Genomic DNA, 21,384 nt, shown 5'->3' with positions numbered 1-21,384 from the left:
GAAGTGCTCGTCGTGCCCATGCACGTTCGATCACGAGGAGTACGCGGTGTCCACCGTTTCCTGGACCGAAGACCACACATCCCGAACCGCCCGCTGGCATTCCGAAAACGGCGCGTCGGCGCCTGATTCGATCGTGGTGGTGAACGACGCGACGACCGCCGACGCGGCTTGCCGGTTGGCGCGCGCAGGGACCGGCCTGCTGTGGCGCGGTGACTTCCACAATGCGCGGCAACTATTGCGTGCGATGGGGCGTCGGGTAGAGCGGCAGGGTCCGCTGGACGACGACCCGGCCGAAGCGTTCCGGCGCTATCGGGCGTCGCGGCGTCGTCGGGCGCACGTGCTCGGCAAGCTGCTCGTCCTGCTCGAGGACGACCACTCGCTGGCGTTGCGTCGCGCTCCTGACGTGCGGCGCGCGTGCACCGAGGCGTATGGCGCGCCGCAGGGGAGCACGGTGATCCCGCTAACCGGCCTGCTCGGTGTGCTAGGTGCGGCGCAGTGGCGGGAGAAGGGCGTGTACGTGCCCGCGCTCGATGACCGCATTCATGCGCACTACGGCGTGTTCTCCCCGGTCCGCGGCGAGTACGTCGACCTCGTCGCCGCCGCGCCACTACCCGGACGAGCCGATATCGCCTTCGATCTCGGCACCGGCACCGGTGTGCTCGCCGCCCTGCTGGCCCGCCGCGGATGCAGTCGAATCACCGCCACGGACAACAGCCTTCGCGCACTGACCTGCGCCCGCGCCAATCTCGATCGACTGGGCCTGTCGTCCGTCGACGTGCACGGCCCGGCTCTCTTCCCGGACGGCGAGGCCGACCTCATAGTCTGCAATCCACCCTGGCTCCCCGGCACGCCGACCTCGGCACTGGAAAGCGGTGTCTACGACGAGAACTCGTCCATGCTGCACGACTTCCTCTCCGGCCTCCGCGCCCACCTGCGGCCCGGCGGCGAAGGCTGGCTGATCCTCTCCGACCTCCCGGAACGCCTCGGCCTGCGCACCCGAAGCGAACTATTCGACCGCATCACCACCGCAGGTCTCCACATCACCGCCCAACTCGACACCCGCCCCACCCACACCCGAGCCAACGACCCGAACTCCCCCTTCGCCACCGCCCGCGCCGCGGAAACAACCTCCCTCTACCGCCTGGTACCTCGTTGAGTGGCCCATGACGGAGAGGTCTTCTCGCGATTCGCTCCGCCCTGTGCCACTCGTGACTAGGGGCCGGAATAGGAGAAAGGCCCTGGATCGGCGGGTGCCGGTCCAGGGCCTTTCTCGTGGAGCCGATGACGGGAATCGAACCCGCGCTGTCTGCTTGGGAAGCAGAAGTTCTACCATTGAACTACATCGGCGAGAGGCAGATGTGCCAACCGAGACTGTAGCAGAGCCGCGCGCGGGGTGGGAAAAGTCCAGCTAGATGCTGGTGACCAGGATGGATGGGCGTGTGGGGCGGCTAGCGCCGGTCGAATTCTCCCGCCGCGACGCCCGCGGTGAAAGCGTCCCACTCGCTGGGAGTGAATACGAGCGCCACGCTGGCCGAGTCTTTGGAGTCTCGGACACCAACCCTGTCCCCGTCCAGGAATGCGACCTCAACGCAATCGCCATGCCCGCCGCTGTGGCTGCTTTTGAACCACCGTGCCCCCGGTAGATCGGCGCTCACCTTGCAAACTCCTTAGCCATCTGCCGCAGCAGACTCCTGCTCGCTGCCGCATCCAATGCGGAGCGGCGGATGATCGTAGACGCGGTCTGGTACGTCGCGACGTCCGTCTCATCCTCAAGGTACATGTTGCTTGTGAAGGACTCGACGTACACCACAGACGCGTCGACTTCGAACGAAAGTATCGAGAACGCGCCTGTTGCGGTTCCCGTGGGATATCCAGCACTGAACGGCAGCACCCGGATGGTGATGTTGTCTCGCGTACTCATGTCGGCGAGGTGGCGCAGTTGCGGCCCCATGATCCGCGCGCTTCCGACGATCCTCCGCAAAATCGCTTCGTCCAGAACCATCGTCGCTTCTAGGGGCTTGGTCTTCCGGGTCAGACTCGCCTGTCGCTTCAGCTTCAGCTCGATCCGGCGCGCTTGTTGTTCCTCAGATTCATGTGGGAAGAACAAGTGGTTCAGCACCCGTGCGTAGTCGGCGGTCTGGAACAAGCCGGGTACCAGTTCGGAGCGGTAGATGTCGATCGCGCGAGCTTCGTACTCGAGTCCCACGTAAACGTCGAACCGCTCTTGCATGACCTCGCCGTACTGCTGCTGCCACCACTTCTTGGGTTGCGCAGTCGCCTCTTCGAGCATGCCGATCAGCGCCGCGACTTCCTCCTCGTCCTCGATACCGAGGACGGCACACAGGTCCCGCACGTCTCGGTCGTTCAACGTGCCGAGATAGCCACGCTCGATCCGAGATTGAGTCGGAACGCTCCATCGCATCGCTTTGGCCACATCCGGCTGCTTGAGGTTCGCTGCGTGCCGGGCGTCGCGGATGTGATTGCCGAACCGTCGCCTCGGCAGCGACGGGGGTGGGGGCGTGCCTTCTCCACTCATCGTTTCTCCTGACTTTCAGTTTGAAAGATATTAGCCACGGCATTGAGAGTTGAACTGGGGATTCATGAAGGAATCCTGAAAATTTCAAACTGATATGCCTGCGGCATCTGCGCGGTGGTCTCCTAGTTCTGTGCCGGTGGGGAGGCAGTTCTGATCGCCCCACTTCTCGCCTCGGTTCCACGTTCCAGCTAGTCCACCGAGGCTCGGCGCACCCCACCGTCTTCGACGTGAGCAGAGGTCTACTGATGGACGAAGGAGCGTTCGGGGACACCCCACTGTCCCGTTGTCAGTACTACCGGCGGACCTGCGATCTACCCGTCGTCATCGATCCGCCCGAGTTGGGCCGGATCATCCTTCGCGCGGGCAGCGTGTGGGGAGTCACGATGCCGCCGCGGCTCGGTCAGGCGGTGAAGGCTCACTTGCACAGTCGCGGGAACGGGGGCGGGCCGATAGTGGGGCACCCACGGTCCGGAAGGTGGACCTTCCTGATTCGCCCCGACATCGAGCTGGGCGACGTGAAGTTGTTCGCCGAGATGTTCCGTCTGGATGTCAACGTCGCACGGACCGGGGCGAGCATCGCGCTCCCATCGCCCACGGCGTCAGCTGGAGCGATCCGCCACTGGATAGTTCCTCCACGCAACCCATTTCGTCCCTCGGGGCAGGTGGTGATCGCTGCGGTGCGCGCTTGGGCTGATCAGGTACACGGCAGGCGGCGGCCCCGAGCGTCCATGCCCGATGACTACTCGACCGGGGGTGATCAGTGATGGCCACTGTCGCGGCAGCCGCCGCCGCCGTCTGGACAATGGCGTGCTACTTCGGCGGGACGAGGCTGCTGGTTCACCCGATCACCCGGAACGCCTCGGATTCCTGCTGCGTACGGTGCCTGCGTCCGTATGCATCCAGTGCGACCGTCGCCGAGCGTGCGCGGGGAGCAGTGGGCGCACCCGCTCGGCCGAGGGCGGGCGGCGAGCATCCCCGCACTTCGCATACGTCGACCGCGATGGCGGGCTGACATGGAGCATTCCGGGTGGTCCCGGATTCGCGGTGTCGATGCCACCGACGGTTGGCGGCTGAGCGGCCCCGCAATGGACCACTGGTTGACCAAGCCATTCGATGGCGGGCGTGCCGTCATCCGGGTCATCCACGCCGATGGCACGTTGCGGGTCACGCTGGGCGACGACACAGGTCGGTTGATCCGCTCGTATTCCGAGACAACCGACGACATCGGGCGCGCGAAAGAGATCGCGGAGGCCGGAATCGCGCGTTTTCTAGAGGAAAGAGCCGAGACGCCACGATAGAGCCGGTCCGCGTCGGCGAGGGTCTGCACCCACGGCGTCGACCGCTCACGAGCCTGCCTCCCCGGTAGCGTGGCGCCTCCTCGGCTATCTGCGCGTCTACCCCTTCGAAGACCTCGTGCCACGTAATTTGGGCTCATGGACGACGAGACCTCTACGCCGAAGAGGCTTCAACAGGCTGCCGGGCCGGCCGGACCTTCGGCGCCGGCGTCCTCGTTCGACTTGGCAGAACTCCAGCACAGTCTGCGAATCGCGACACGGAACGGCCGATACGCGCTGGTCACCGCAGTGGCTGCGGCGGTGATATCGGCTGGGGTATCAGCGTGGGCATCCACCCATGTGAGCAGCACGGAGATGAACCGACAGGAGCGCTTCACGGCTGCGCAGGCCGTGCGTAAGGATCGCCGCGAAGTATATGTCGCTTATGTCGCGTCTTTTATGGACGTCGCCGCCCAACTGGGTCGGATTCGTGCCGCGTTGGAGGCCCGCCCGCCCAACCACGCCACCGTCGCCGGGGAGCTGAGCAATCTTCAGGAACCACTGCGAGCGCACATGCGTGCCGAAGCTGCCGTGCGGATCGTGGGGAGCGAGATGGGTCCCACCCTCGCCCGCCGGGACCGCGAGCTGAGCGCACTGATGTTCGAACCCGCCGACTCCTCCCTGATGGTTGTCAGAAAACACCTCGATCAACGGCCGGGCGTACTCACAGACGATGACGAATGGCGTCGGGTCGCGGCTGTCGGCCTCGCGGCGATCGAGAAGTACGTGAGCCAGACCAGCATCGATGAGATCGCTGAGCAGGCGCGGGCAGACCTGGGTTCCGGGTGATCGAAGTCGTCCGCATCGAACAGGACGCCGAGGGACGGCCCGAGCCGTATGCCGGGTGAGACATGGGGAGCGCCGACGGCCGACGCCCCCTGGGCGGCTCCGGGTGCCGGCGGTCAGCGCGGTATCCCGCTGCGCCGGTGGTCGGTATCGACACGCCGCACCGTGTCGCCGTAGACATGGGGTGACCGGTCGCATTCGGAGATGAAGTCGCCGGGGAAACCGAGTTCGAAGGGGACTGCCGCCTCGAGAACGGCCGCCGCCTCATCGGATAACGTGAGGTCGACGGCGCCGAGATTCTGCTCGAGCTGGGCCGCGGTGCTGACGCCGACGAGCGGCAGGACGGCGGGTGACCGATGCCGGGTCCAGGCGAGCGCCACATGGGCCGGGGGCACACCGAGTTCGGCCGCGACGGTGTCGACTGCTGCGGCCGCGGCGCGTTCCCGATCGGTGAAATGGGCGGGGTCGGCGCGTCGACCCGTTGCCCCGGAGAGCGCTCCCCGAGCCAGCGGCGCCCAAGTGGTCACGCTCATCCCGAACGCTTCGGCCATCGGTAGCAGTTCGCGTTCGATGTCGCGTTGCAGCAGGTTGTAGGGCACCTGCAAGCCGGCGAACGGTGTCTGGTCCCGGCACCGGGCGAGTGTGTTGGCCTGGGCCACAACCCATGCGGGGGCGTCGGAGATGCCGATATAGAGCACCTTGCCTGTGCGTATCACCTCGTCGAGCGCGCGGACCGTCTCCTCGATCGGGGTGTGCCGGTCCCATACGTGCACCCAGTACACGTCGATGTAGTCGGTGCGCAGTCGTCGCAAACTCTGTTCGAGCGATTTCATCAGGTTCTTGCGGTGATTGCCCGAGGCATTCGGGTCGCTCCCGTCGCGGGTCAGCGTGTACTTGGTGCCGATGACGAATCGGTCGCGGCGGTCGAGCACCGTGCCGAGCATTTCCTCGCTCGCACCGTAGGCCGAGGCGGTGTCGATGAAGTTGCCTCCAGCATCGGAGAAGACGTTCAGAATCCGCCGGTACTCGTCGACGTCGCTGATCGCCATGGTGCCGAGCACGAGTTCGGACACACGCAGACCGGTTCGGCCGAACAGTCGGTATCGCATCATGCGAGCAGTCTGCATCGCATTCGGGGCGGTAGGCAGGCCGTGACAAGGCTGGTATCGACGCCGGTGAGCTGCGTCCAGATCGCCCGGGCCGGGGAAGTCCGCGCCTTGCAACTCGGTGCTCGTGCCCCGTTCAGCAGGCTCGCGCCGGTGCTGGACGTAAGCCTTCGACCTCGGCGGGCAGCCGGACGCCGGCGGGTACCCGGACCCGGTCCGCCTGCCCGTGAGTCGGCACCACGTCGTGTGTGAACGACCGGGTCGATTCCGCGAACTACGCCCGCCGGTACTCGGATGGCGTTTCGGCGTCACCAGGCGCGGACGCGTCCGGTGTCGTGTCCTGACTGCTTCCGTCGGTGGAATCTCGCCGGCCGTGACCGCCCACCGGCCCACCGGCGGGTACGAAATAGCGATACACGGTCAGGCAGAGGATGAGCCACAGCGCGCCGAAGCACCAGGCGCCGAGGACGTCGGTGGTCCAGTGGACGCCGAGGTAGACGCGCGACAGGCCGACCGCGACGACGAACACCGCGGCGGCGATCGTGGCCCAGGCGCGCAGCAGGGGACCGTGCATGCTGGGGAGCGCGACCACCAAGACGATGCCGACCACGACGAACGAGCCCATGCCGTGTCCGGAGGGATAGGCCTGGTTGGACACGCTGATCAGGTGGTCCTCGACGGGCGGGCGGTCGCGGTCGGTCAGCCGTTTGCCGCCGCGGACCAGTAGCCCGCCGCCGAGCCCGGTGATCGCGACGAGCGCCGCCGAGGTCCAGCGCCTCCGCCAGGACAGCACGAGGCAGGCCGCGGTGGCCAGGGCCGTCATGGCGAGCGTGCCGCCCAGCACGCTGACCACCACGGCGATCGGTGTCAGCGCATCGTTGCGCTGTGCGATGGCCCAATCGGCAATGCCGCGATCGATCCTGCCGGGACCGCCGTCACCGACCACGCCTGCCGTGAGAACTGCGGCGCACACCACCAGCAACGCGGTGAGCACCCCGACGATGTTCCGGATGCGTAGGGAGGTCACCATTCCACGTTCCCATGTCGAAGGCCACGAGTGGACCCCCGTCGCTTCCCACCTCCGCGAGGTGCCCCCGGCGCCGAACCGGCCGCAGCGATCCGCTGGCGCGATGCCGCGCACGGTGGGGCGATGATGCGCACGGTGGGCGACGGCGCGCATGGTGCGCTGATGCCGCGCGCATGGTGGGCTGATGCCGCGCGCATGGTGGGCTGATGCCGCGCATGGTGGGGCGACGGCACGGCGGGACAGACGACGACGCTGCGGCCGGATGACACTTCGTTCGCGGCGGACATCGCGGTGCGGGCGCGGGCCGTCCGCGCGCGTCACGGTGACCAGCGCGGAGACGTCAGAACATGCTGTAACCGCCGTCGATCAGGAGGGTATCGCCTGTGTGATAGGCGCTGGCAGGGCTGGCGAGGTAGACGGCGACGGATTCGAAATCGCTCGGCTGGCCCCAGCGGCGGACCGGAATCCTCGGGTGGACGCGTTCGCGAAAACGGTCCCAGGCGAAGGCCCCCTCGGTCATCGGCGTCTCGACCCACCCGGGCAGCACCGAGTTCGCGCGGATGCCGTGCTTGGCCAGCTCCACCGCGATCGAGTTGACCATGGCGATCAACCCCGCCTTGCTCGCGGCATAGGATTGGCCGCGCGGAACGCCCTGCCGGGCGGCGAGGCTCGCGGTGGCGACCAGGCTGCCGCCCTCGCCCTGCGCGAGCAGCACCTTCGCCGCTTCGCGCAGGGTCACGAACGCGGCGTCGAGGTTGATCGAGGTAACCCGGCGGAATTCCGCGAGATCGGTCTCCACGAAGGGGATGAACCCCTGCGGGACACCGGCATTCACGAAGCAGGAGTCGATGCGGCCGAGTTCGGCGGCCGCGCGGCCGAAGGTGTCGATCACCTGCTGTTCCTCGCCCACGTCGCAGCTCAGCGCGAGCACGCGGCCGCCGAACGCGCTCAATTCGGCGGCGGCGGCCTGGTTGCGTTCGGCGTTGCGGCCGACGATGCACAGATCGGCCCCGGCCCGCGCGAGCCCGCGGGCGAACCCGAGACCGATGCCGGAATTTCCTCCGGTGACGACGGCGACGTGGCCGGTCAAGTCGAACAGCGAGCCCTCGGTCATGGTCGGTCCCTTCGGTGGCGGGCGACGTCGCCCGAATGAATGCGAGGATATCGCTCTCTATTTATCACTGTGCGCCTGAGGAGCCGCGCCGAGCAGGCGCTACGCTCGTCGCGTGCTGCTTTCCGATCGTGACATCCGTGCGGAGATCGCCGCTGGGCGTCTCGGCGTCGAGCCGCTGCTGGAGAACCTGATCCAGCCGTCGAGCATCGACGTGCGCCTGGACCGGATGTTCCGGGTGTTCAACAACACCCGCTATACCCACATCGATCCCGCGCAGCGGCAGGACGAACTCACCAGCCTGGTCGAGCCGACCGAGGGCGAGCCGTTCGTGCTGCACCCCGGCGAGTTCGTGCTCGGCTCCACCCTCGAGGTGTGCACGCTGCCGGACGACCTGGCCGGACGGTTGGAGGGCAAGTCCAGCCTGGGCCGACTGGGCCTACTGACCCACTCGACCGCGGGTTTCATCGATCCCGGTTTCAGCGGGCACATCACGCTGGAGCTGTCCAACGTGGCCAATCTGCCGATCACGCTGTGGCCGGGTATGAAGATCGGCCAGTTGTGCCTGCTCAGGCTGACCAGCCCGGCCGAGCATCCGTACGGCAGTGCCGTGGCGGGCTCGAAGTACCAGGGCCAGCGCGGACCGACCCCGTCGCGGTCCTACCTCAACTTCCCGATTCCGGCCGTGGCGATCGACGCCGCCGAATCACGCTGAGCCTGAACCGGGTCCGCCTCGTCGACTGTGGGGGAGAGGCGGACCCGGCGGGCGGCAGCGGGAACTGATCGCGGAGGTGATCAGTCCCCGCCGCCCGCTCCCACCGCAAGCGCCGTAGTGAGGATGACGGACAGCGGCGGAAGCGTGTCACCGCGGTTCGGCGGGCTGACCCAGAAGCACCCTTCCCGGGTCCAGCGGCCGAGGCCGGTCGGCAACATCACGGCGCTGCCGACGGCGGGCAGGCCGATATCCAGCCGATTGAGCACCTCGAGCACCTGTGGCCCCGGTCGGCTGTCGGGCTCGGCGAGGAAACTCCATCGGATCTGCCTGGCCAACATGGGACCCCTCGTTCCCTGTTGTTCCAATGCGGCGCGGACCTTCTCGGCCCGCACGGTCGGCAGGTGGACGACGCAGACGCGTCCGGTGATCGGCAGCATGGCGAAACCGCCACGCTCGGTGACCGGCAACCCGAACTCGTGCCGATAGAACGCCACCCAATCGTCCACGGTCCTGAGTTTTTCGACATTCACGGCGAACTCCTTGCCTTCCGATTCAATGGTCTCGGCCCGCCGCCGGATTCGGCATCGCCCGCCTACCCGCCTTGCGCTGCCCTTCCGCTGCCTTTGATAGAAAACGCATTTCACTTGTGGCCGCGCTCACAAACCGCTCGTACTCTGGAAGGGGTTCGTTCGGAAGGGATGGCACCGTGGTCAGGCATTGGTCAGGCAAAGAGGCCCGCGCCCTTCGCGATGCCAAGCGGATGAGCATCAGGGAATTCGCCGCCCATTTGGGCGTGCACGAACGCTTGGTCTCGAAGTGGGAAGCCGGGGGCGTCCGGGTCCATCCACGACCGATCAACCAAGCCGCTCTGGATACCTCGCTGGCCAGGTCCGACGATGTGGTGCGGGCACGGTTCGCGGCATTGATCGATCAGCCCTTGGTCGATCGAGCCGTCCCGCCGGAATTCGATGCGCGTGCCGACGCCCCGGAGCGCGTTCATTATTCGAGCGACGCGGACCTTTTGGCTCTCATAGACGCCGGTGCGATGAGAGGTGTTGCGTTAGCAGCGATTTCGGAGAGGGATCTGATCATGGCGGCTGCCCACGAGGCCAGCGAGCACGCCGGCAAGGCCGAGAGCACCAATGTCGGTGCCAGCACGTTGGAACAGCTCGACGCGGATGTCACCCGCATCGCGAACGACTACGTGCACATTCCGCCGGTCCCGATGATGGTGGAGATGGTGCGGGTGCGCCGCAGGGTGTACCGGCTGCTGGAAGGCCATCAGCGGCCCACCGACACCAGTCATCTGTATCTCCTGGCGGGCACGCTCTCGGGCCTGCTCGCCAACGCCAGCACCGATCTCGGCCACTACGACGCGGCGGGTGAGCAGATCCGGGCCGCGTGGGCCTACGCGGAGTTGTGCGGGCACAACGGGCTTCGCGCCTGGACGCGTGGCATGCACGCGCTGATCGAGTACTGGTCGCAGCGCCCGCGCCGCGCGGTCCAGCTCGCCCAGAGCGGGCAGGAGTTCGCCGAGTCCGCGACCGCGCACCTGCGACTGCTCAATATCGAGGCGCGGATCTGGTCCGCGCTGGGCAGCGCCGCGGACACCGACCGCTGCGTCCGGGCGGCCGACGACGCCCGCGAGATCGCCGCCACCGACGCCCTGCACGACGAGGTGGGCGGCGTCTTCGGGTTCAACGACGCCAAGGCCAACTACTACGCGGGCGCCACCTACATCCATCTCGGTCAGGCCGAGCCCGCGCTCAGCGCCACGCAGCGGGCCATCGAGCTGTATTCGAACGGGCCGTCCGCCCAGCGCTCCTACGGCGCGGAAGCCTTGGCCAGGGTCGACTGCGCGGCCGCCCACCTGATCAACGGCAGCCTCGACGGCGCGGCCGAGGCGCTGCAGCCGGTGCTCGGCCTCGACGAGGACAAGCGCATCGCGCAGCTCGAGGAACGGCTGACCGGTGTCCGCAGGCGGATCGCGGCCCCGGCCTTCCGTGACTCGATCGAGGCCCGCCGGCTGGACGAGCGAATCGAGGAGTTCTGCGGCGCCACCGCGGCCAAGAGCATCCCACCGGGCGGCTCGGCTGGTTGAGTGACGCGTCACACCTGGCGACGCCGCAGCCGCCGTAGTGGGCACGAGCCTCGGTGACGAGCTCGGACACGCGATTTATCCGGTTGCGACGGATGGCACCATGGGACGGGTGAGTCCTCATCATCCGCACCGCCCCCCGCGTGTTCTGGAGCAGTCCACGAAGTTGCAGAACGTCGTCTACGAGATCCGTGGACCGGTACACGCGCACGCGGCACGGCTGGAAGCCGAGGGCCACCGCATCCTCAAGTTGAATATCGGCAATCCCGCGCCGTTCGGGTTCGAGGCGCCGGACGTGATCATGCGCGACATCATCGCGGCGCTCCCGTACGCCCAGGGCTACTCCGAGTCCAAGGGCATCCTCTCGGCGCGGCGCGCGATCGTCACCCGCTACGAACTCGTTCCTGGCTTCCCCGAGCTCGACGTGGACGGCGTCTACCTCGGCAACGGCGTCTCCGAGCTGATCACCATCACCATGCAGGCCCTGCTGGACAACGGGGACGAGGTGCTGATCCCGGCGCCGGACTACCCGCTGTGGACCGCCATGACCAGCCTGGCGGGCGGTACTCCCGTGCACTACCTGTGTGACGAGGCCAACGGCTGGCAGCCCGATATCGCCGACATCGAATCGAAGATCACCGACAAGACCAAAGCGTTGCTGGTGATCAACCCGAACAACCCCACCGGCGCGGTGTACTCGGCCGAAGTGCTTCAGCAACTCGCCGACCTGGCGCGCAAACATCAGCTGCTGCTGCTCGCCGACGAGATCTACGACAAGATCCTCTACGACGACGCCAAGCACATCTCGCTGGCCACCGTGGCGCCCGACCTGCTGTGCCTGACCTTCAACGGACTGTCCAAGGCCTACCGCGTCGCGGGCTACCGCTCTGGCTGGCTGGCGATCACCGGCCCCAAGGAACACGCGGCCGGTTTCCTCGAGGGCATCGACCTGCTCGCCTCGTCGCGGTTGTGTCCGAATGTGCCCGCGCAGCACGCGATTCAGGTCGCCCTCGGCGGTCATCAGAGCATCGAGGATCTGATCCTGCCCGGCGGCAGGTTGCTCGAACAGCGCGACGTCGCCTGGGAGCGGTTGAACATGATCCCCGGAGTGACGTGTGTGAAGCCGAAGGGCGCGCTGTACGCGTTCCCGAAGCTGGATCCGAACGTGTACGAGATCCACGACGACTCGAAGCTGATCCTGGATCTACTGCTGCAAGAGAAGATTCTGATGGTGCAGGGCACCGGCTTCAACTGGCCGAATCACGACCATCTCCGGATCGTCACCCTGCCCTGGGCGCGGGATCTCGCGGTCGCCATCGAACGCTTCGGCAACTTCCTCGCCAGCTATCGCCAGTAGTGGGAAGGTAACCTGCGGGCCATATAATCGCCCCGCTTCCGGCCCGGAAACAAACTCGGCGTACGGATATCTGTCGGGTTTGGCGACTAACTAGCGCAAAAGAAGTACTTTTGTGTACAGTGGTCCTCGGCACTTTGAGTGCCCGGCCGGATTGCCTACCCCCCCTGGGCACATCCGGCCTTGGGTTAGGCCGCCTACCCCCCTGGGCCGCCTGCCCTGCGGGCGGCGGAGACATCCCCCTGCTCTCCGCCGCCCCCTCCAAATCCCGTTTCTTTTGCGATCGGATCGCTCTGACCGTGTATCCGCTGTGTTCGGTAGCCGCCGCGCGGGTCTTGAAAATGAAATCCTTTAGGCTCGCTCCGGGCGGAAACACATCAGACAGGTAGGAGCGCGGTGAGCGACCACCATCATCACCACGATCACTCGGGACCGATCGCGATCGGCGCGACCGCGGCGCGCGTGGTCATCGGGCTACTCACCGTGATCGGGGTCGCCGTCGTCATCGCGGCGATCGCGCTGTGGCCGAGCAAGCAGCACGTCGATATCCCGCTGCCGATGCAGAACGCGGGCGGCGGCGCGGTGCAGACCGAGGCCGGCACCGTGATTCTGCAGGACATCGGGCCGTGCGGCAGTGCGTCGCTCGGCAAAGTGTTCGTCGACAAGCCCGAACCGCCGCGCTCCAATGCCTACACCTGTCAGCGCAGCGTGATCGCGATCGAGTCCGGTCCGCACAAGGGCAACCACACTCTGCTGGAAATCGCCCCCGGCCCAGGACAACCCGACCTGCAGGCGGGCGATGAGCTGCGGCTGGTGCGCCAGACCGATCCCAGCGGAACGCCGATGTACTCGTTCGAGGACTACTCGCGCGGGCTGCCGCTCACGCTGATCGTCGTGGCCTTCGTGGTGGTGATCATCGCGGTGGCGCGCTGGCGTGGCGTCCGCGCGCTGCTTGGCCTGGTGTTCGCCTTCGCGGTCCTGGTGCTGTTCCTGCTGCCCGCCTTGCTGGACGGCAAACCCGCGATCCCGGTCGCGTTGGTCGCGGGCTCCCTGATCCTGTACGCGGTGCTGTACCTGGCGCACGGGGTGAATCTGCGCACCAGTTCGGCGTTGCTCGGCACGCTGACCTCGATGCTGCTCGCCGCCGTGCTGTCCTGGCTCACGATCGAGATGACGAGCCTCACCGGGCTCTCCGAGGAACAGAACACGAACGTCGCCACCTATATCGAGCACGTCAGCATCACCGGCCTGTTGCTGGCCGGGTTCATCATCGGTTCGCTCGGCGTGCTCAACGACGTCACGATCACCCAGGCGTCGGCCGCGTTCGAACTGGCCGCCCTCGACGAGTCGGCCTCGCGGCGCGAAGTCTTCGCCGCCGCCATGCGCGTCGGGCGCGACCACATCGCCAGCACCGTCTACACCCTGGTGCTCGCCTACGCCGGTGGGGCGCTGCCGCTGTTGCTGCTGTTCAGCGTGGCGGGACGGTCCATCCGCGACGTGCTGACCGGCGACGCGGTGGCCATCGAGATCACGCGCTCGGCGGTCGGCGGCATCGCGCTGGCCCTGTCGGTGCCGTTGACCACCGGCATCGCGGTGCTGCTGGCCCGCCCGTTCAAGGCCAAGGAATCGAGTCCGCCCCCGCCTCCGCGCCGCGCCCGGCACGCCAGGGTCTGAGTTCGGTCGTGACGCTGGGAGACGCCCCTGGGCATCTCGGGCTTCAGCGTGGCGGCGGCGGGGGGAAGGGGAAGACTTCCGGCGGGATCGTGGGAACCACGATCGGCGGGAGGCCGGGCACCACAATGGTGTTCGGGCCGGGGGGCGGCGGCGTCTCGCTGGTGGTCTGCCGCCGGTTCGGCGGCGGCGCGGCGACCGACTCGTGCGCGGGCGACTCCGTCGTGCCGGGCGCGACCGCGATCTGCGGATCCAGGCTGGTCGTGCGCGGCGTGGTGGTCGGCGATAACGACGGCGAGCCCTCGCTGGTGTGCGAATCTCGTTCCAGCACCTGCGGTCCGTAGCCGAGGCCGAGCCCGATCGCGGCGACCACGGCCAGCGCGCTGACCGTCAGCACGGCGCCGCTGATCTCACGTTTGCCGCTTTGCGCGGGCGCCGACAACCATGCGGGCGACAGATCGTCGTCCATCGCGGCGCTCGCGGCCGGGGCCTCTTTACGGACCGGTCTGGCCAACAGGGCGGCGCCGCGCGCCATCACGGTTTCGGGGCTGTCCGGCACGACCACCGGCACGCCCATCCAGCGTTCGAGCACCTTGGCCACCAACGGGATCCGGGCGCAGCCGCCGATGGCGAGCACGCCGTGCACCGGGCGGTCCGAGCGCACGATCACGTCACGCGCCATCCGCGCCGACGACTCGATCGCCAGCATGATGAGCGATTCGAAGTTCTCCTGCGCCAGCAGGACCAACCCCTGCTCGCTGGGCAGCGCCACCGCGGTGTTGGTGGTCAGCTGTTCCTTGGCTTCCCGGCACAACGCGTCCAGGGCGGCCAGGCCCGCGGCGTTCGGGGGGTGGGCGATCCGCCCCGACGCGATCTGCTGCTCACGAATCAACGAATCGAGATAGTCACCGCTGATGTCGCTGGTGCGCTCACTGTGCCGTACTTCACGAGTCTGCGTGTCGACCACGCTCACCGTCAGGCCCGAGCTGCCGAGGTCATAGACGACCAGCGACGAGATACCCCGGATATCGCCCGTGGCCTGCGCGAACTCGAGTGCGGCCGCGACTTCGGGTACGAGTTCGTAATTGGTCACCTGCTGGCGGGCCAAGGCCGCGCGAATGGCGCGAGCGTGCTGCTCACTGCGGTACGCGATCGCGGTGGCGCCGATCCCCGGCGTGGCTTCCAGGGTGACTCCGATGGCTTCGGCAGCCACTTCTTCCACACTCTGGTCGACGATAGGAATGGCCTGCAGATCGAAGGAATGCGGGGAGACATGCCCGTGGGGGTTACCGGCGTGTGGTCGCGCCATACGGACAGCGCCGGCCCCCACCGAAACTCCCAGTACCGAACTCATCAGCTGCCCATCTCGTTTCACACTTCACGACATGCGAGCCTGCGCCCTCCGTCGGCGGAGACCCGCTGGACGGACCCTACCGTCGGCGATCAGCTGTGCTTAAGGCGGACTGGTCGTCTGTCTGGCAGTAGCCCGCCTCGCTCCGCAACTCTACGGTGTGCCGAGTCCCGCGTACACCCATCCGGCTGCTCTCCAAGTGGCACGATTGAGACAGTTCCGGCCGTCGATGATCGAGCGGGCGCGCACCACGCGGTCCAGGTCTTGGGGGCGCAGGGCGGTGAATTCGTCCCACTCGGTGAGGACGAGCACCACGTCGGCGCGCTCACACGCCTCGGCGACCGAGGTCGCGTAGTTCAGGGTGGGGAACACCCGGCGCGAATTCTCCAGCGCCTTGGGGTCGTACACGGTCACCACTGCCCCGTGCAGCTGGATCATGCCTGCCACATTCAAGGCGGGGGAGTCGCGGACGTCGTCGGATTCCGGTTTGAACGCCGCGCCGAGCACCGCGACGTTGGCCCCGAGCAGCGAGCCTCCGCAGGCGCGCGCGGCCATGTCCACCACCTTCGCCCGGCGGCGCATATTGATGTTGTCCACCTCGCGCAGGAAGGCGACGGCGTGGTCGGCGCCGAGTTCGCCGGAGCGGGCCATGAAAGCGCGGATGTCCTTGGGCAGACATCCGCCGCCGAAACCCAGTCCCGCGTTCAGGAATCGGCGGCCGATCCGGGCGTCGTAGCCGAGGGCGTCGGCCAGCATGGTCACGTCGGCGCCGGTGGCCTCGCACACCTCCGACACCGCGTTGATGAACGAAATCTTGGTCGCCAGAAAAGCATTGGCGGAGACTTTCACCAATTCGGCTGTGGCCAGGTCGGTCAGCAGGAACGGGACCTCGGCGGCGATGAGATCGGCGTAGATCTCGCGCACCAGATCCTCGACCCATCCGGCGGCCGCGCGCTCGCGGTCGACCCCGAGGACCAGCCGGTCCGGCCGCAAGGTGTCCTTGACCGCGAAGCCTTCCCGGAGGAACTCCGGATTCCAGGCCACCTCGACATCGGTGGAACTGAGCGCGCGAGCTCGGGTTCCGAGCGCGGCCGCCGTGCCCACCGGAACCGTCGACTTGCCGATGATCACCGAGGGACGCTCCAGCAGCGGGGCGAGCGTATCCACCACCGCGTGCACGTACTTCAGGTCGGCGGCGTACTCGCCCTTCTTCTGTGGAGTGCCCACACCGAGGAAGTGCACGTCCGCGTGTGCGGCCGCCTCGGCGTAGGAGGTGGTGAACCGCAACCTGCCCGCATCGAGGTTGCGACGCAGCACATCCTCGAGGCCCGGTTCGTAGAACGGCACCACTCCGTCGGACAGCTTCGCGACCTTGCCCGGGTCCACGTCCACCCCGATGACGTCGTGCCCGAGTTCGGCCATGCACGCCGCGTGCGTGGCCCCGAGATACCCGGTTCCGAAGACTGTGCATCGCATGATCGATTGGTAAGCCCCGCCGATGGCCACGCCACGTCAGCGAGGCAAGGGTCCGGGCAACAGCAGATGTACATGCGGCGACATAGCCGGAGCGGGCGTGCTGACCTGGCGGAATGTTCGTGGCGCCCGGCTAGCATCGGCGTGGTGCGACGTCATCGGTGGGCTCTGACCGCGCTCGGCGCCGGTCTGGCGGTCGTCGTCGCCACGATCGCGCTGTGGCCGGTCTATGTGCGTCCGCGGACCGAGCCGCCCGCGCCAGCGGACGCCGTTCTCGTCCTGGGCGGGGCGCACGACGGACGCGAACAACTGGGCCTGCGGCTGGCGCACGACGGGTACGCGCCTCTGGTGGTGTTCTCCAACCCCTATGAGAACAGCCCCATGCTGAACCGCATCTGTCACGGCGGCTACAGCTTCGAGGTCCTGTGCTTCGACCCGTCCCCGCGCACCACCCGAGGCGAGGGCCGCGAACTCGCCCGCCTCGCCCGCGCCCACAATTGGCGCCGAGTCATCGTCGTCACCTTCACTCCCCATATCTCCCGAGCCCGCTACATCCTGCGCAAGTGCTGGGACGGAGAGCTCCTCTTCGCCGACCCAGAACCCAACCTCTCCATCCCCCGCTGGGCCTACGACTACGCCTACCAATCCGTGGGCTACGCGAAAGCCTTCTTCGAGGACTGCTGAGCGGTCCGCTCGACGTGTGCCGGCCGGTAGCCGGGTCCGTGATGCGGGTCCGGCTGTCGGGAGCGCCGGTCGCAGCAGGCCGAGGATCTGCGGGCGCATGACGTCAGTTTGACTCGCTGAGAGAAGCGGCCGTACATTCTGTCTCGTGGTGGCGGGATGTTCGCCATCGAAGCAACGGTGCACACCCTCTGGGAGGGCAGATGGAATACGACTGGTCAGCGGGGGATCTGGCGTTCCGGGACGAGGTGCGTGAGTTCCTCGCCGCGAAGCTGACGCCGGAATTGCGGCGGGCCGGGCGCTTGGCGACGAGCGTGTATCCCGACCACGAGGCGAGCACGGAATGGCAGCAGATCCTGCACGAGCGCGGCTGGGCGGCGCCCGCGTGGCCGGTGGAACACGGCGGATGCGACTGGAGCCTGACCCAGCACTACATCTTCCAGCGGGAATCGGCGCTGGCAGGCGCGCCCGCACTGTCGCCGATGGGCATCAAGATGGTGGCGCCCGCGATCATCGCGTTCGGCACCGAGGAGCAGAAGGCGTTCTATCTGCCGCGCATCCTCACCGGCGAGGTCTTCTTCTGCCAGGGCTACTCCGAGCCGGAGGCCGGATCGGACCTTGCCGCGCTCACCATGGCCGCCGTCGACGACGGCGAGGACTTCGTGTGCACCGGCAGCAAGATCTGGACCACCCACGCCACCGAGGCGAATTGGATCTTCTGTCTCGTGCGCACCTCGCGCACCGGCAAGAAACAGCAGGGCATCACGTTCCTCCTGATCGACATGACCTCCCCGGGCATCGAGATCCGGCCGCTGGTGATGACCTCGGGCGAGCAGGTGCAGAACCAGGTCTTCTTCGACAACGTGCGGGTGCCCAAGGCCAACGTGCTCGGTCGGATCGATGACGGGTGGACCGTCGCGAAGTATTTGCTGGTGCACGAGCGCGGCGGCGCGGCGGCCCCGTGGCTACAGGTCATGGCCCAGGACATCGCGACCGCTGCGGCGCAGCAGCCGGGACCGGACGGCACTCCGCTGCTCGACGACCGCACGTTCGCGGCGAAGCTGGCGGACCTGCGGATTCGCACCGAGGTCCTGGAAATCCTGGAGTTCCGCACGATTTCCGCGATGGCGCAGGGCAAGAACGCCGGACCGGCGTCGTCCATGCTCAAGATTCTCGCGACCGAACTAAGCCAGAAGCTCACCGAACTGGCGCTCGAGGCCGCGGGTCCGAGCGGTCGCGTCTATCAGCCGCACGTCACGATGCCGGGCGGGCCGATCGCCCAGTTCACACCGCCTGCCGACGGTTATCACAGTGGCGCGGACTGGCAGGCCGTCGCTCCGCTGCGGTACTTCAACGACCGAGCGGGCTCGATCTACGCGGGCAGCAACGAGATTCAGCGAAACATCCTCGCCAAAGCAGCATTGGGGCTCTGATGGACTTCACGCTTACCGACGAGCAGGAAATGCTCCGCTCCGCGATCGCCGGATACCTCGGCGCCCGCTACGACCTGGAGAAGAGCCGCGCCGCGGCGAAATCGGAGACCGGCTGGCAGCCCGCCGTCTGGCGCGGCTTCGCCGACGAGCTGGGCATTCTCGGCGCGACCCTGCCCGAGCGGGTGGACGGCACCGGCGGCGGTCCGGTCGAGCTCATGGTGATCGCCGAGGAACTCGGCCGGGCGCTGGTGGTCGAGCCGTTCGTCGACACGGTCGTGATCGGCGCCGGATTGCTCGAGCGTTCCGGTGGTGAACAGGCCGACGCCGTGCTGCGGCGGATCGTTTCCGGCGACGCGCGCATCGCGTTAGCCGCGCTGGAGCCGACCTCCGGGCACGCGCTGCACGACGTGACGACCACCGCCCGCCGCGACGGCGACGCCTGGGTGCTCGACGGCGCGAAGACCGTCGTGACCGGCGCCCCGCTGGCCACCCACCTGCTGATCACCGCGCGGACGTCCGGTGAACGACGGGACAGGGCGGGCATCTCGCTGTTCCGGGTCGATTTCGACGCGGGCGATCCCCCGGCCGGAGTCGAAGTGCATTCCTACCGCACCATCGACGACCGGACCGCGTCCGATCTCGTGTTCACCGGCCTGCGTCTGCCCGCCGACGCGCTGCTCGGCACGGAGTCCGACGGCTGGACCGTCATCGAGCCGACCATCGCGGAGGCGACCGCGGCGATCTGCGCCGAGGCGGTCGGCTGCATGCGGAAAGTGCTCGCCGACACCATCGACTACGCCAAGCAGCGCCAGCAGTTCGGTCAGCCGATCGGCAGCTTCCAGGTACTGCAGCACCGCATGGTCGACATGTACATCGAACTCGAACAGGCCATCGCGGCGGTGCATCTGGCCGTCCATTCGCTGCGCGCCGCAGCCGAGGAGCGGGCGCGCGCCGTCTCGGCGGCGAAGGTCACCGTCGCCAGGGCGGCGCGGTTCATCGGGCAGAACGCCGTGCAACTGCACGGCGCGATGGGCATGACCGAGGAGCTGGCCATCGGCCACTACTTCAAGCGGCTCACCGTGGTCGAGCACGAATTCGGCTCGACCGACGAACATCTCGCGCGGTACGCGGCCTTGACCAGGCCGTGAAGCGGGGCATCGGTCCTGGCTCACACTAGCGGGACAGGACCGATGCGACGACCGCCCGCACGGCGCTGCTGACCGCTTCGCGCTCCGGCGGGCCGGACTCCCGGTCGGCGAACAGCAGATGCGCGGTCCCGATCAGCGTCGGGGCGAGTGCGTCGATATCGGCGGTGGCGGCGATCCGGCCGAGGTCGCGTTCGGCGGTGAGGTAGGCGGCGATCATCTCGGTCGCTTCCGCCAGGACGGGGATGCCGGTCGGCCTCGTGCGGCGCAGGCGCGCGCGCAATTCGTCCCGGAAGGTGATCAGGCTGACGATAGCCGTGGTGACCGGCCCGAACAGATCCGTCAGCGCGGCGGTGAGGTGGTCGACCACCGCACCGCTTCCGGCGGTCTCCCGCAACACGGCTGCGCGGCGCTCCACATCGGCGATCCGGGCGGTCACCAGCTCGGCGAGGAAGTCGTCGAAGTCGGCGAAGTGGCGGTGCAGGACGCCTTTGGCGCAGCCCGCCTCCGTCGTGACCGCTCGGCTGGTCAGCGCGCTCGCCCCATCTCGGAGCAGTATCCGGTCGGCGGCCTCGAAGAGCTGCTCGCGCACGTCGCGGATGGCCACTCCTGTCGGCATACGGGCGTCCTTTCCGTTCGATCGAGCCCACTGTTGCATAGTGGGCATCTGCCCACTTAAGGTGGGCGCATGCCCACTATATCGTCGCCCGAGGAAATGCCGCACCGGCAGAGGCAGATCGCCGAGTCGTTCGGCGTGGATTCCGAACGCTACGACCGAGCCAGGCCCAGCTACCCCGAAGCCATGATCGACCAAATCGTTTCCGCCTGCCCCGGGACCGAGGTCTTGGACGTCGGTTGCGGTACGGGTGTCGAAGCTCGGCAGTTCCGGGCAACCGGTTGCACGGTGCTGGGCGTCGAACCGGATCCGCGGATGGCCGATTTCGCACGGCGTCAGGGATTGGCGGTCGAGGTGGCGACCTTCGAAGACTGGGATGCCGCGGGCCGCGTCTTCGATGCGGTCGTCGCGGGAACAGCCTGGCACTGGGTGGACCCGGTCGCCGGGGCGGCGAAGGCGGCGCGGGTGCTGCGCCCCGGGGGTCTGCTGGCCGCGTTCTGGCATGTGTTCCACCTCCCGGCCGAGGTCGCGGAAGCATACGGCGCGGTGTACCGGAGGGTGGCGCCCAACTCGCCGATCGCCATCCAGCCGAGCATCCGAGCCTTGGACGGCTACCGGCCGATACTGGCCAGAACCGCCGACGGGATCCGGGAGGCAGGCCGATTCGACGACCCGCTCGAGTCGAATTTCGAGTGGGAGCGGACCTACACCCGGGACGAGTGGCTCGATCAACTTCCGACGCACGGCCCGCTCACTCGCCTCCCGCAGGACGATGTGGCGCAAGTGCTCGACGGTGTCGGCGCGGCGATCGACGCGATGGGTGGCGGTTTCACCTTGCCTTACACGACGGTGGCGATCACCGCGGCGCGTACCGGCACACGCTGACCGTCCGCGGAACGACCGCTGCCTCGCCCGCATGCCGTGACTCTCGTTGCGAGGGCTGGAAA

At 67.6% G+C, this 21,384-nt stretch carries 22 protein-coding genes and 1 tRNA gene; 12 read left to right on the top strand and 11 right to left on the bottom strand.

What is annotated here, in order from left to right:
* Positions 1–46: 46 nt before the first annotated feature.
* Complete coding sequence (locus tag IU450_RS02110) at positions 47–1,156, top strand: methyltransferase (RefSeq protein ID WP_195148071.1); 1,110 nt, start codon at positions 47–49, stop codon at positions 1,154–1,156.
* A 117-nt stretch (positions 1,157–1,273) separates the two neighbouring features.
* Here IU450_RS02110 and IU450_RS02105 read toward each other — a convergent pair.
* The 3 genes from IU450_RS02105 to IU450_RS02095 all read right to left on the bottom strand — a co-directional run bounded on the left by IU450_RS02105 (position 1,274) and on the right by IU450_RS02095 (position 2,536).
* Positions 1,274–1,347 (bottom strand) — tRNA-Gly (locus tag IU450_RS02105).
* A gap of 101 nt (positions 1,348–1,448) precedes the next feature.
* Positions 1,449–1,655: a DUF397 domain-containing protein gene (locus tag IU450_RS02100; protein WP_195097462.1), complete on the bottom strand. Its 207-nt coding sequence runs from the start codon at positions 1,653–1,655 to the stop codon at positions 1,449–1,451.
* Complete coding sequence (locus IU450_RS02095) at positions 1,652–2,536, bottom strand: helix-turn-helix domain-containing protein (protein ID WP_195148070.1); 885 nt, start codon at positions 2,534–2,536, stop codon at positions 1,652–1,654. Before IU450_RS02095 ends, IU450_RS02100 begins: the two co-directional genes overlap by 4 nt.
* A gap of 227 nt (positions 2,537–2,763) precedes the next feature.
* Between IU450_RS02095 and IU450_RS02090 the strand changes: the two genes are divergently transcribed.
* The 3 genes from IU450_RS02090 to IU450_RS02080 all read left to right on the top strand — a co-directional run bounded on the left by IU450_RS02090 (position 2,764) and on the right by IU450_RS02080 (position 4,659).
* Positions 2,764–3,300 carry a DNA-directed RNA polymerase subunit beta gene (locus IU450_RS02090; protein ID WP_195148069.1) on the top strand — a complete coding sequence of 179 codons (537 nt, stop codon included), beginning with the start codon at positions 2,764–2,766 and terminating at the stop codon, positions 3,298–3,300.
* A 333-nt stretch (positions 3,301–3,633) separates the two neighbouring features.
* Entirely contained in the window at positions 3,634–3,834 is a 201-nt protein-coding gene (locus IU450_RS02085; RefSeq protein ID WP_195148068.1) for a hypothetical protein, read from the top strand.
* Between the two features lie 135 nt (positions 3,835–3,969).
* On the top strand, positions 3,970–4,659 hold the full coding sequence (locus IU450_RS02080; RefSeq protein WP_195148067.1) for a hypothetical protein: 690 nt from the start codon (positions 3,970–3,972) through the stop codon (positions 4,657–4,659).
* Positions 4,660–4,772: 113 nt separating this feature from the next.
* On the opposite strand, the gene IU450_RS02075 is transcribed toward IU450_RS02080, so the two are convergent.
* The 3 genes from IU450_RS02075 to IU450_RS02065 all read right to left on the bottom strand — a co-directional run bounded on the left by IU450_RS02075 (position 4,773) and on the right by IU450_RS02065 (position 7,903).
* Entirely contained in the window at positions 4,773–5,768 is a 996-nt protein-coding gene (locus tag IU450_RS02075; RefSeq protein ID WP_228833905.1) for an aldo/keto reductase, read from the bottom strand.
* A gap of 268 nt (positions 5,769–6,036) precedes the next feature.
* Positions 6,037–6,792, bottom strand: coding sequence for a phosphatase PAP2 family protein (locus IU450_RS02070; RefSeq protein ID WP_195148066.1), 756 nt, complete (start codon positions 6,790–6,792; stop codon positions 6,037–6,039).
* Between the two features lie 337 nt (positions 6,793–7,129).
* A complete protein-coding gene (locus tag IU450_RS02065; protein ID WP_195148065.1) occupies positions 7,130–7,903 on the bottom strand; it encodes an SDR family NAD(P)-dependent oxidoreductase in 774 nt (257 codons plus the stop codon).
* 112 nt (positions 7,904–8,015) lie between these two features.
* Between IU450_RS02065 and dcd the strand changes: the two genes are divergently transcribed.
* Positions 8,016–8,615 carry a dCTP deaminase gene (gene dcd / locus IU450_RS02060; RefSeq protein WP_195148064.1) on the top strand — a complete coding sequence of 200 codons (600 nt, stop codon included), beginning with the start codon at positions 8,016–8,018 and terminating at the stop codon, positions 8,613–8,615.
* 80 nt (positions 8,616–8,695) lie between these two features.
* On the opposite strand, the gene IU450_RS02055 is transcribed toward dcd, so the two are convergent.
* Positions 8,696–9,145 (bottom strand): hypothetical protein, encoded by a 450-nt coding sequence (locus tag IU450_RS02055; protein ID WP_181723011.1) that lies wholly within the window; start codon positions 9,143–9,145, stop codon positions 8,696–8,698.
* A 191-nt stretch (positions 9,146–9,336) separates the two neighbouring features.
* Complete coding sequence (locus IU450_RS39455) at positions 9,337–9,615, bottom strand: hypothetical protein (protein WP_228833904.1); 279 nt, start codon at positions 9,613–9,615, stop codon at positions 9,337–9,339.
* A gap of 90 nt (positions 9,616–9,705) precedes the next feature.
* Here IU450_RS39455 and IU450_RS02050 point away from each other — a divergent pair, with 90 nt between their 5' ends.
* The 3 genes from IU450_RS02050 (at position 9,706) to IU450_RS02040 (ending at position 13,741) form a co-directional block, all read left to right on the top strand.
* A complete protein-coding gene (locus tag IU450_RS02050; RefSeq protein ID WP_228833903.1) occupies positions 9,706–10,716 on the top strand; it encodes an XRE family transcriptional regulator in 1,011 nt (336 codons plus the stop codon).
* A gap of 100 nt (positions 10,717–10,816) precedes the next feature.
* A complete protein-coding gene (locus tag IU450_RS02045; RefSeq protein ID WP_195148062.1) occupies positions 10,817–12,070 on the top strand; it encodes a pyridoxal phosphate-dependent aminotransferase in 1,254 nt (417 codons plus the stop codon).
* 393 nt (positions 12,071–12,463) lie between these two features.
* Complete coding sequence (locus tag IU450_RS02040; protein WP_195148061.1) at positions 12,464–13,741, top strand: YibE/F family protein; 1,278 nt, start codon at positions 12,464–12,466, stop codon at positions 13,739–13,741.
* A 43-nt stretch (positions 13,742–13,784) separates the two neighbouring features.
* On the opposite strand, the gene IU450_RS02035 is transcribed toward IU450_RS02040, so the two are convergent.
* Both IU450_RS02035 and IU450_RS02030 read right to left on the bottom strand, forming a co-directional pair.
* On the bottom strand, positions 13,785–15,047 hold the full coding sequence (locus IU450_RS02035; protein WP_195148060.1) for an Hsp70 family protein: 1,263 nt from the start codon (positions 15,045–15,047) through the stop codon (positions 13,785–13,787).
* Between the two features lie 195 nt (positions 15,048–15,242).
* The gene (locus tag IU450_RS02030) at positions 15,243–16,565 is read right to left on the bottom strand and encodes a UDP-glucose dehydrogenase family protein (protein WP_195148059.1); all 1,323 of its coding nucleotides are present in this window, start codon (positions 16,563–16,565) and stop codon (positions 15,243–15,245) included.
* 144 nt (positions 16,566–16,709) lie between these two features.
* Here IU450_RS02030 and IU450_RS02025 point away from each other — a divergent pair, with 144 nt between their 5' ends.
* The 3 genes from IU450_RS02025 to IU450_RS02015 all read left to right on the top strand — a co-directional run bounded on the left by IU450_RS02025 (position 16,710) and on the right by IU450_RS02015 (position 19,824).
* On the top strand, positions 16,710–17,246 hold the full coding sequence (locus tag IU450_RS02025) for a YdcF family protein (protein WP_324197493.1): 537 nt from the start codon (positions 16,710–16,712) through the stop codon (positions 17,244–17,246).
* 200 nt (positions 17,247–17,446) lie between these two features.
* Entirely contained in the window at positions 17,447–18,676 is a 1,230-nt protein-coding gene (locus IU450_RS02020; RefSeq protein WP_195148057.1) for an acyl-CoA dehydrogenase family protein, read from the top strand.
* The gene (locus IU450_RS02015; protein WP_195148056.1) at positions 18,676–19,824 is read left to right on the top strand and encodes an acyl-CoA dehydrogenase family protein; all 1,149 of its coding nucleotides are present in this window, start codon (positions 18,676–18,678) and stop codon (positions 19,822–19,824) included. Before IU450_RS02020 ends, IU450_RS02015 begins: the two co-directional genes overlap by 1 nt.
* Before the next feature lie 25 nt (positions 19,825–19,849).
* Here the strand turns inward: IU450_RS02015 and IU450_RS02010 are convergent, their stop codons facing one another.
* Positions 19,850–20,440: a TetR/AcrR family transcriptional regulator gene (locus IU450_RS02010; protein ID WP_195148055.1), complete on the bottom strand. Its 591-nt coding sequence runs from the start codon at positions 20,438–20,440 to the stop codon at positions 19,850–19,852.
* Between the two features lie 69 nt (positions 20,441–20,509).
* Here IU450_RS02010 and IU450_RS02005 point away from each other — a divergent pair, with 69 nt between their 5' ends.
* Positions 20,510–21,322 carry a class I SAM-dependent methyltransferase gene (locus IU450_RS02005; RefSeq protein ID WP_195148054.1) on the top strand — a complete coding sequence of 271 codons (813 nt, stop codon included), beginning with the start codon at positions 20,510–20,512 and terminating at the stop codon, positions 21,320–21,322.
* Positions 21,323–21,384: the final 62 nt, after the last annotated feature.

The organism is Nocardia abscessus (assembly GCF_015477775.1).
Lineage (GTDB): Bacteria > Actinomycetota > Actinomycetes > Mycobacteriales > Mycobacteriaceae > Nocardia > Nocardia abscessus_A.
Note: the sequence above shows the minus strand (reverse complement) of the source record. Positions and strands in the feature narration are given on the sequence as shown.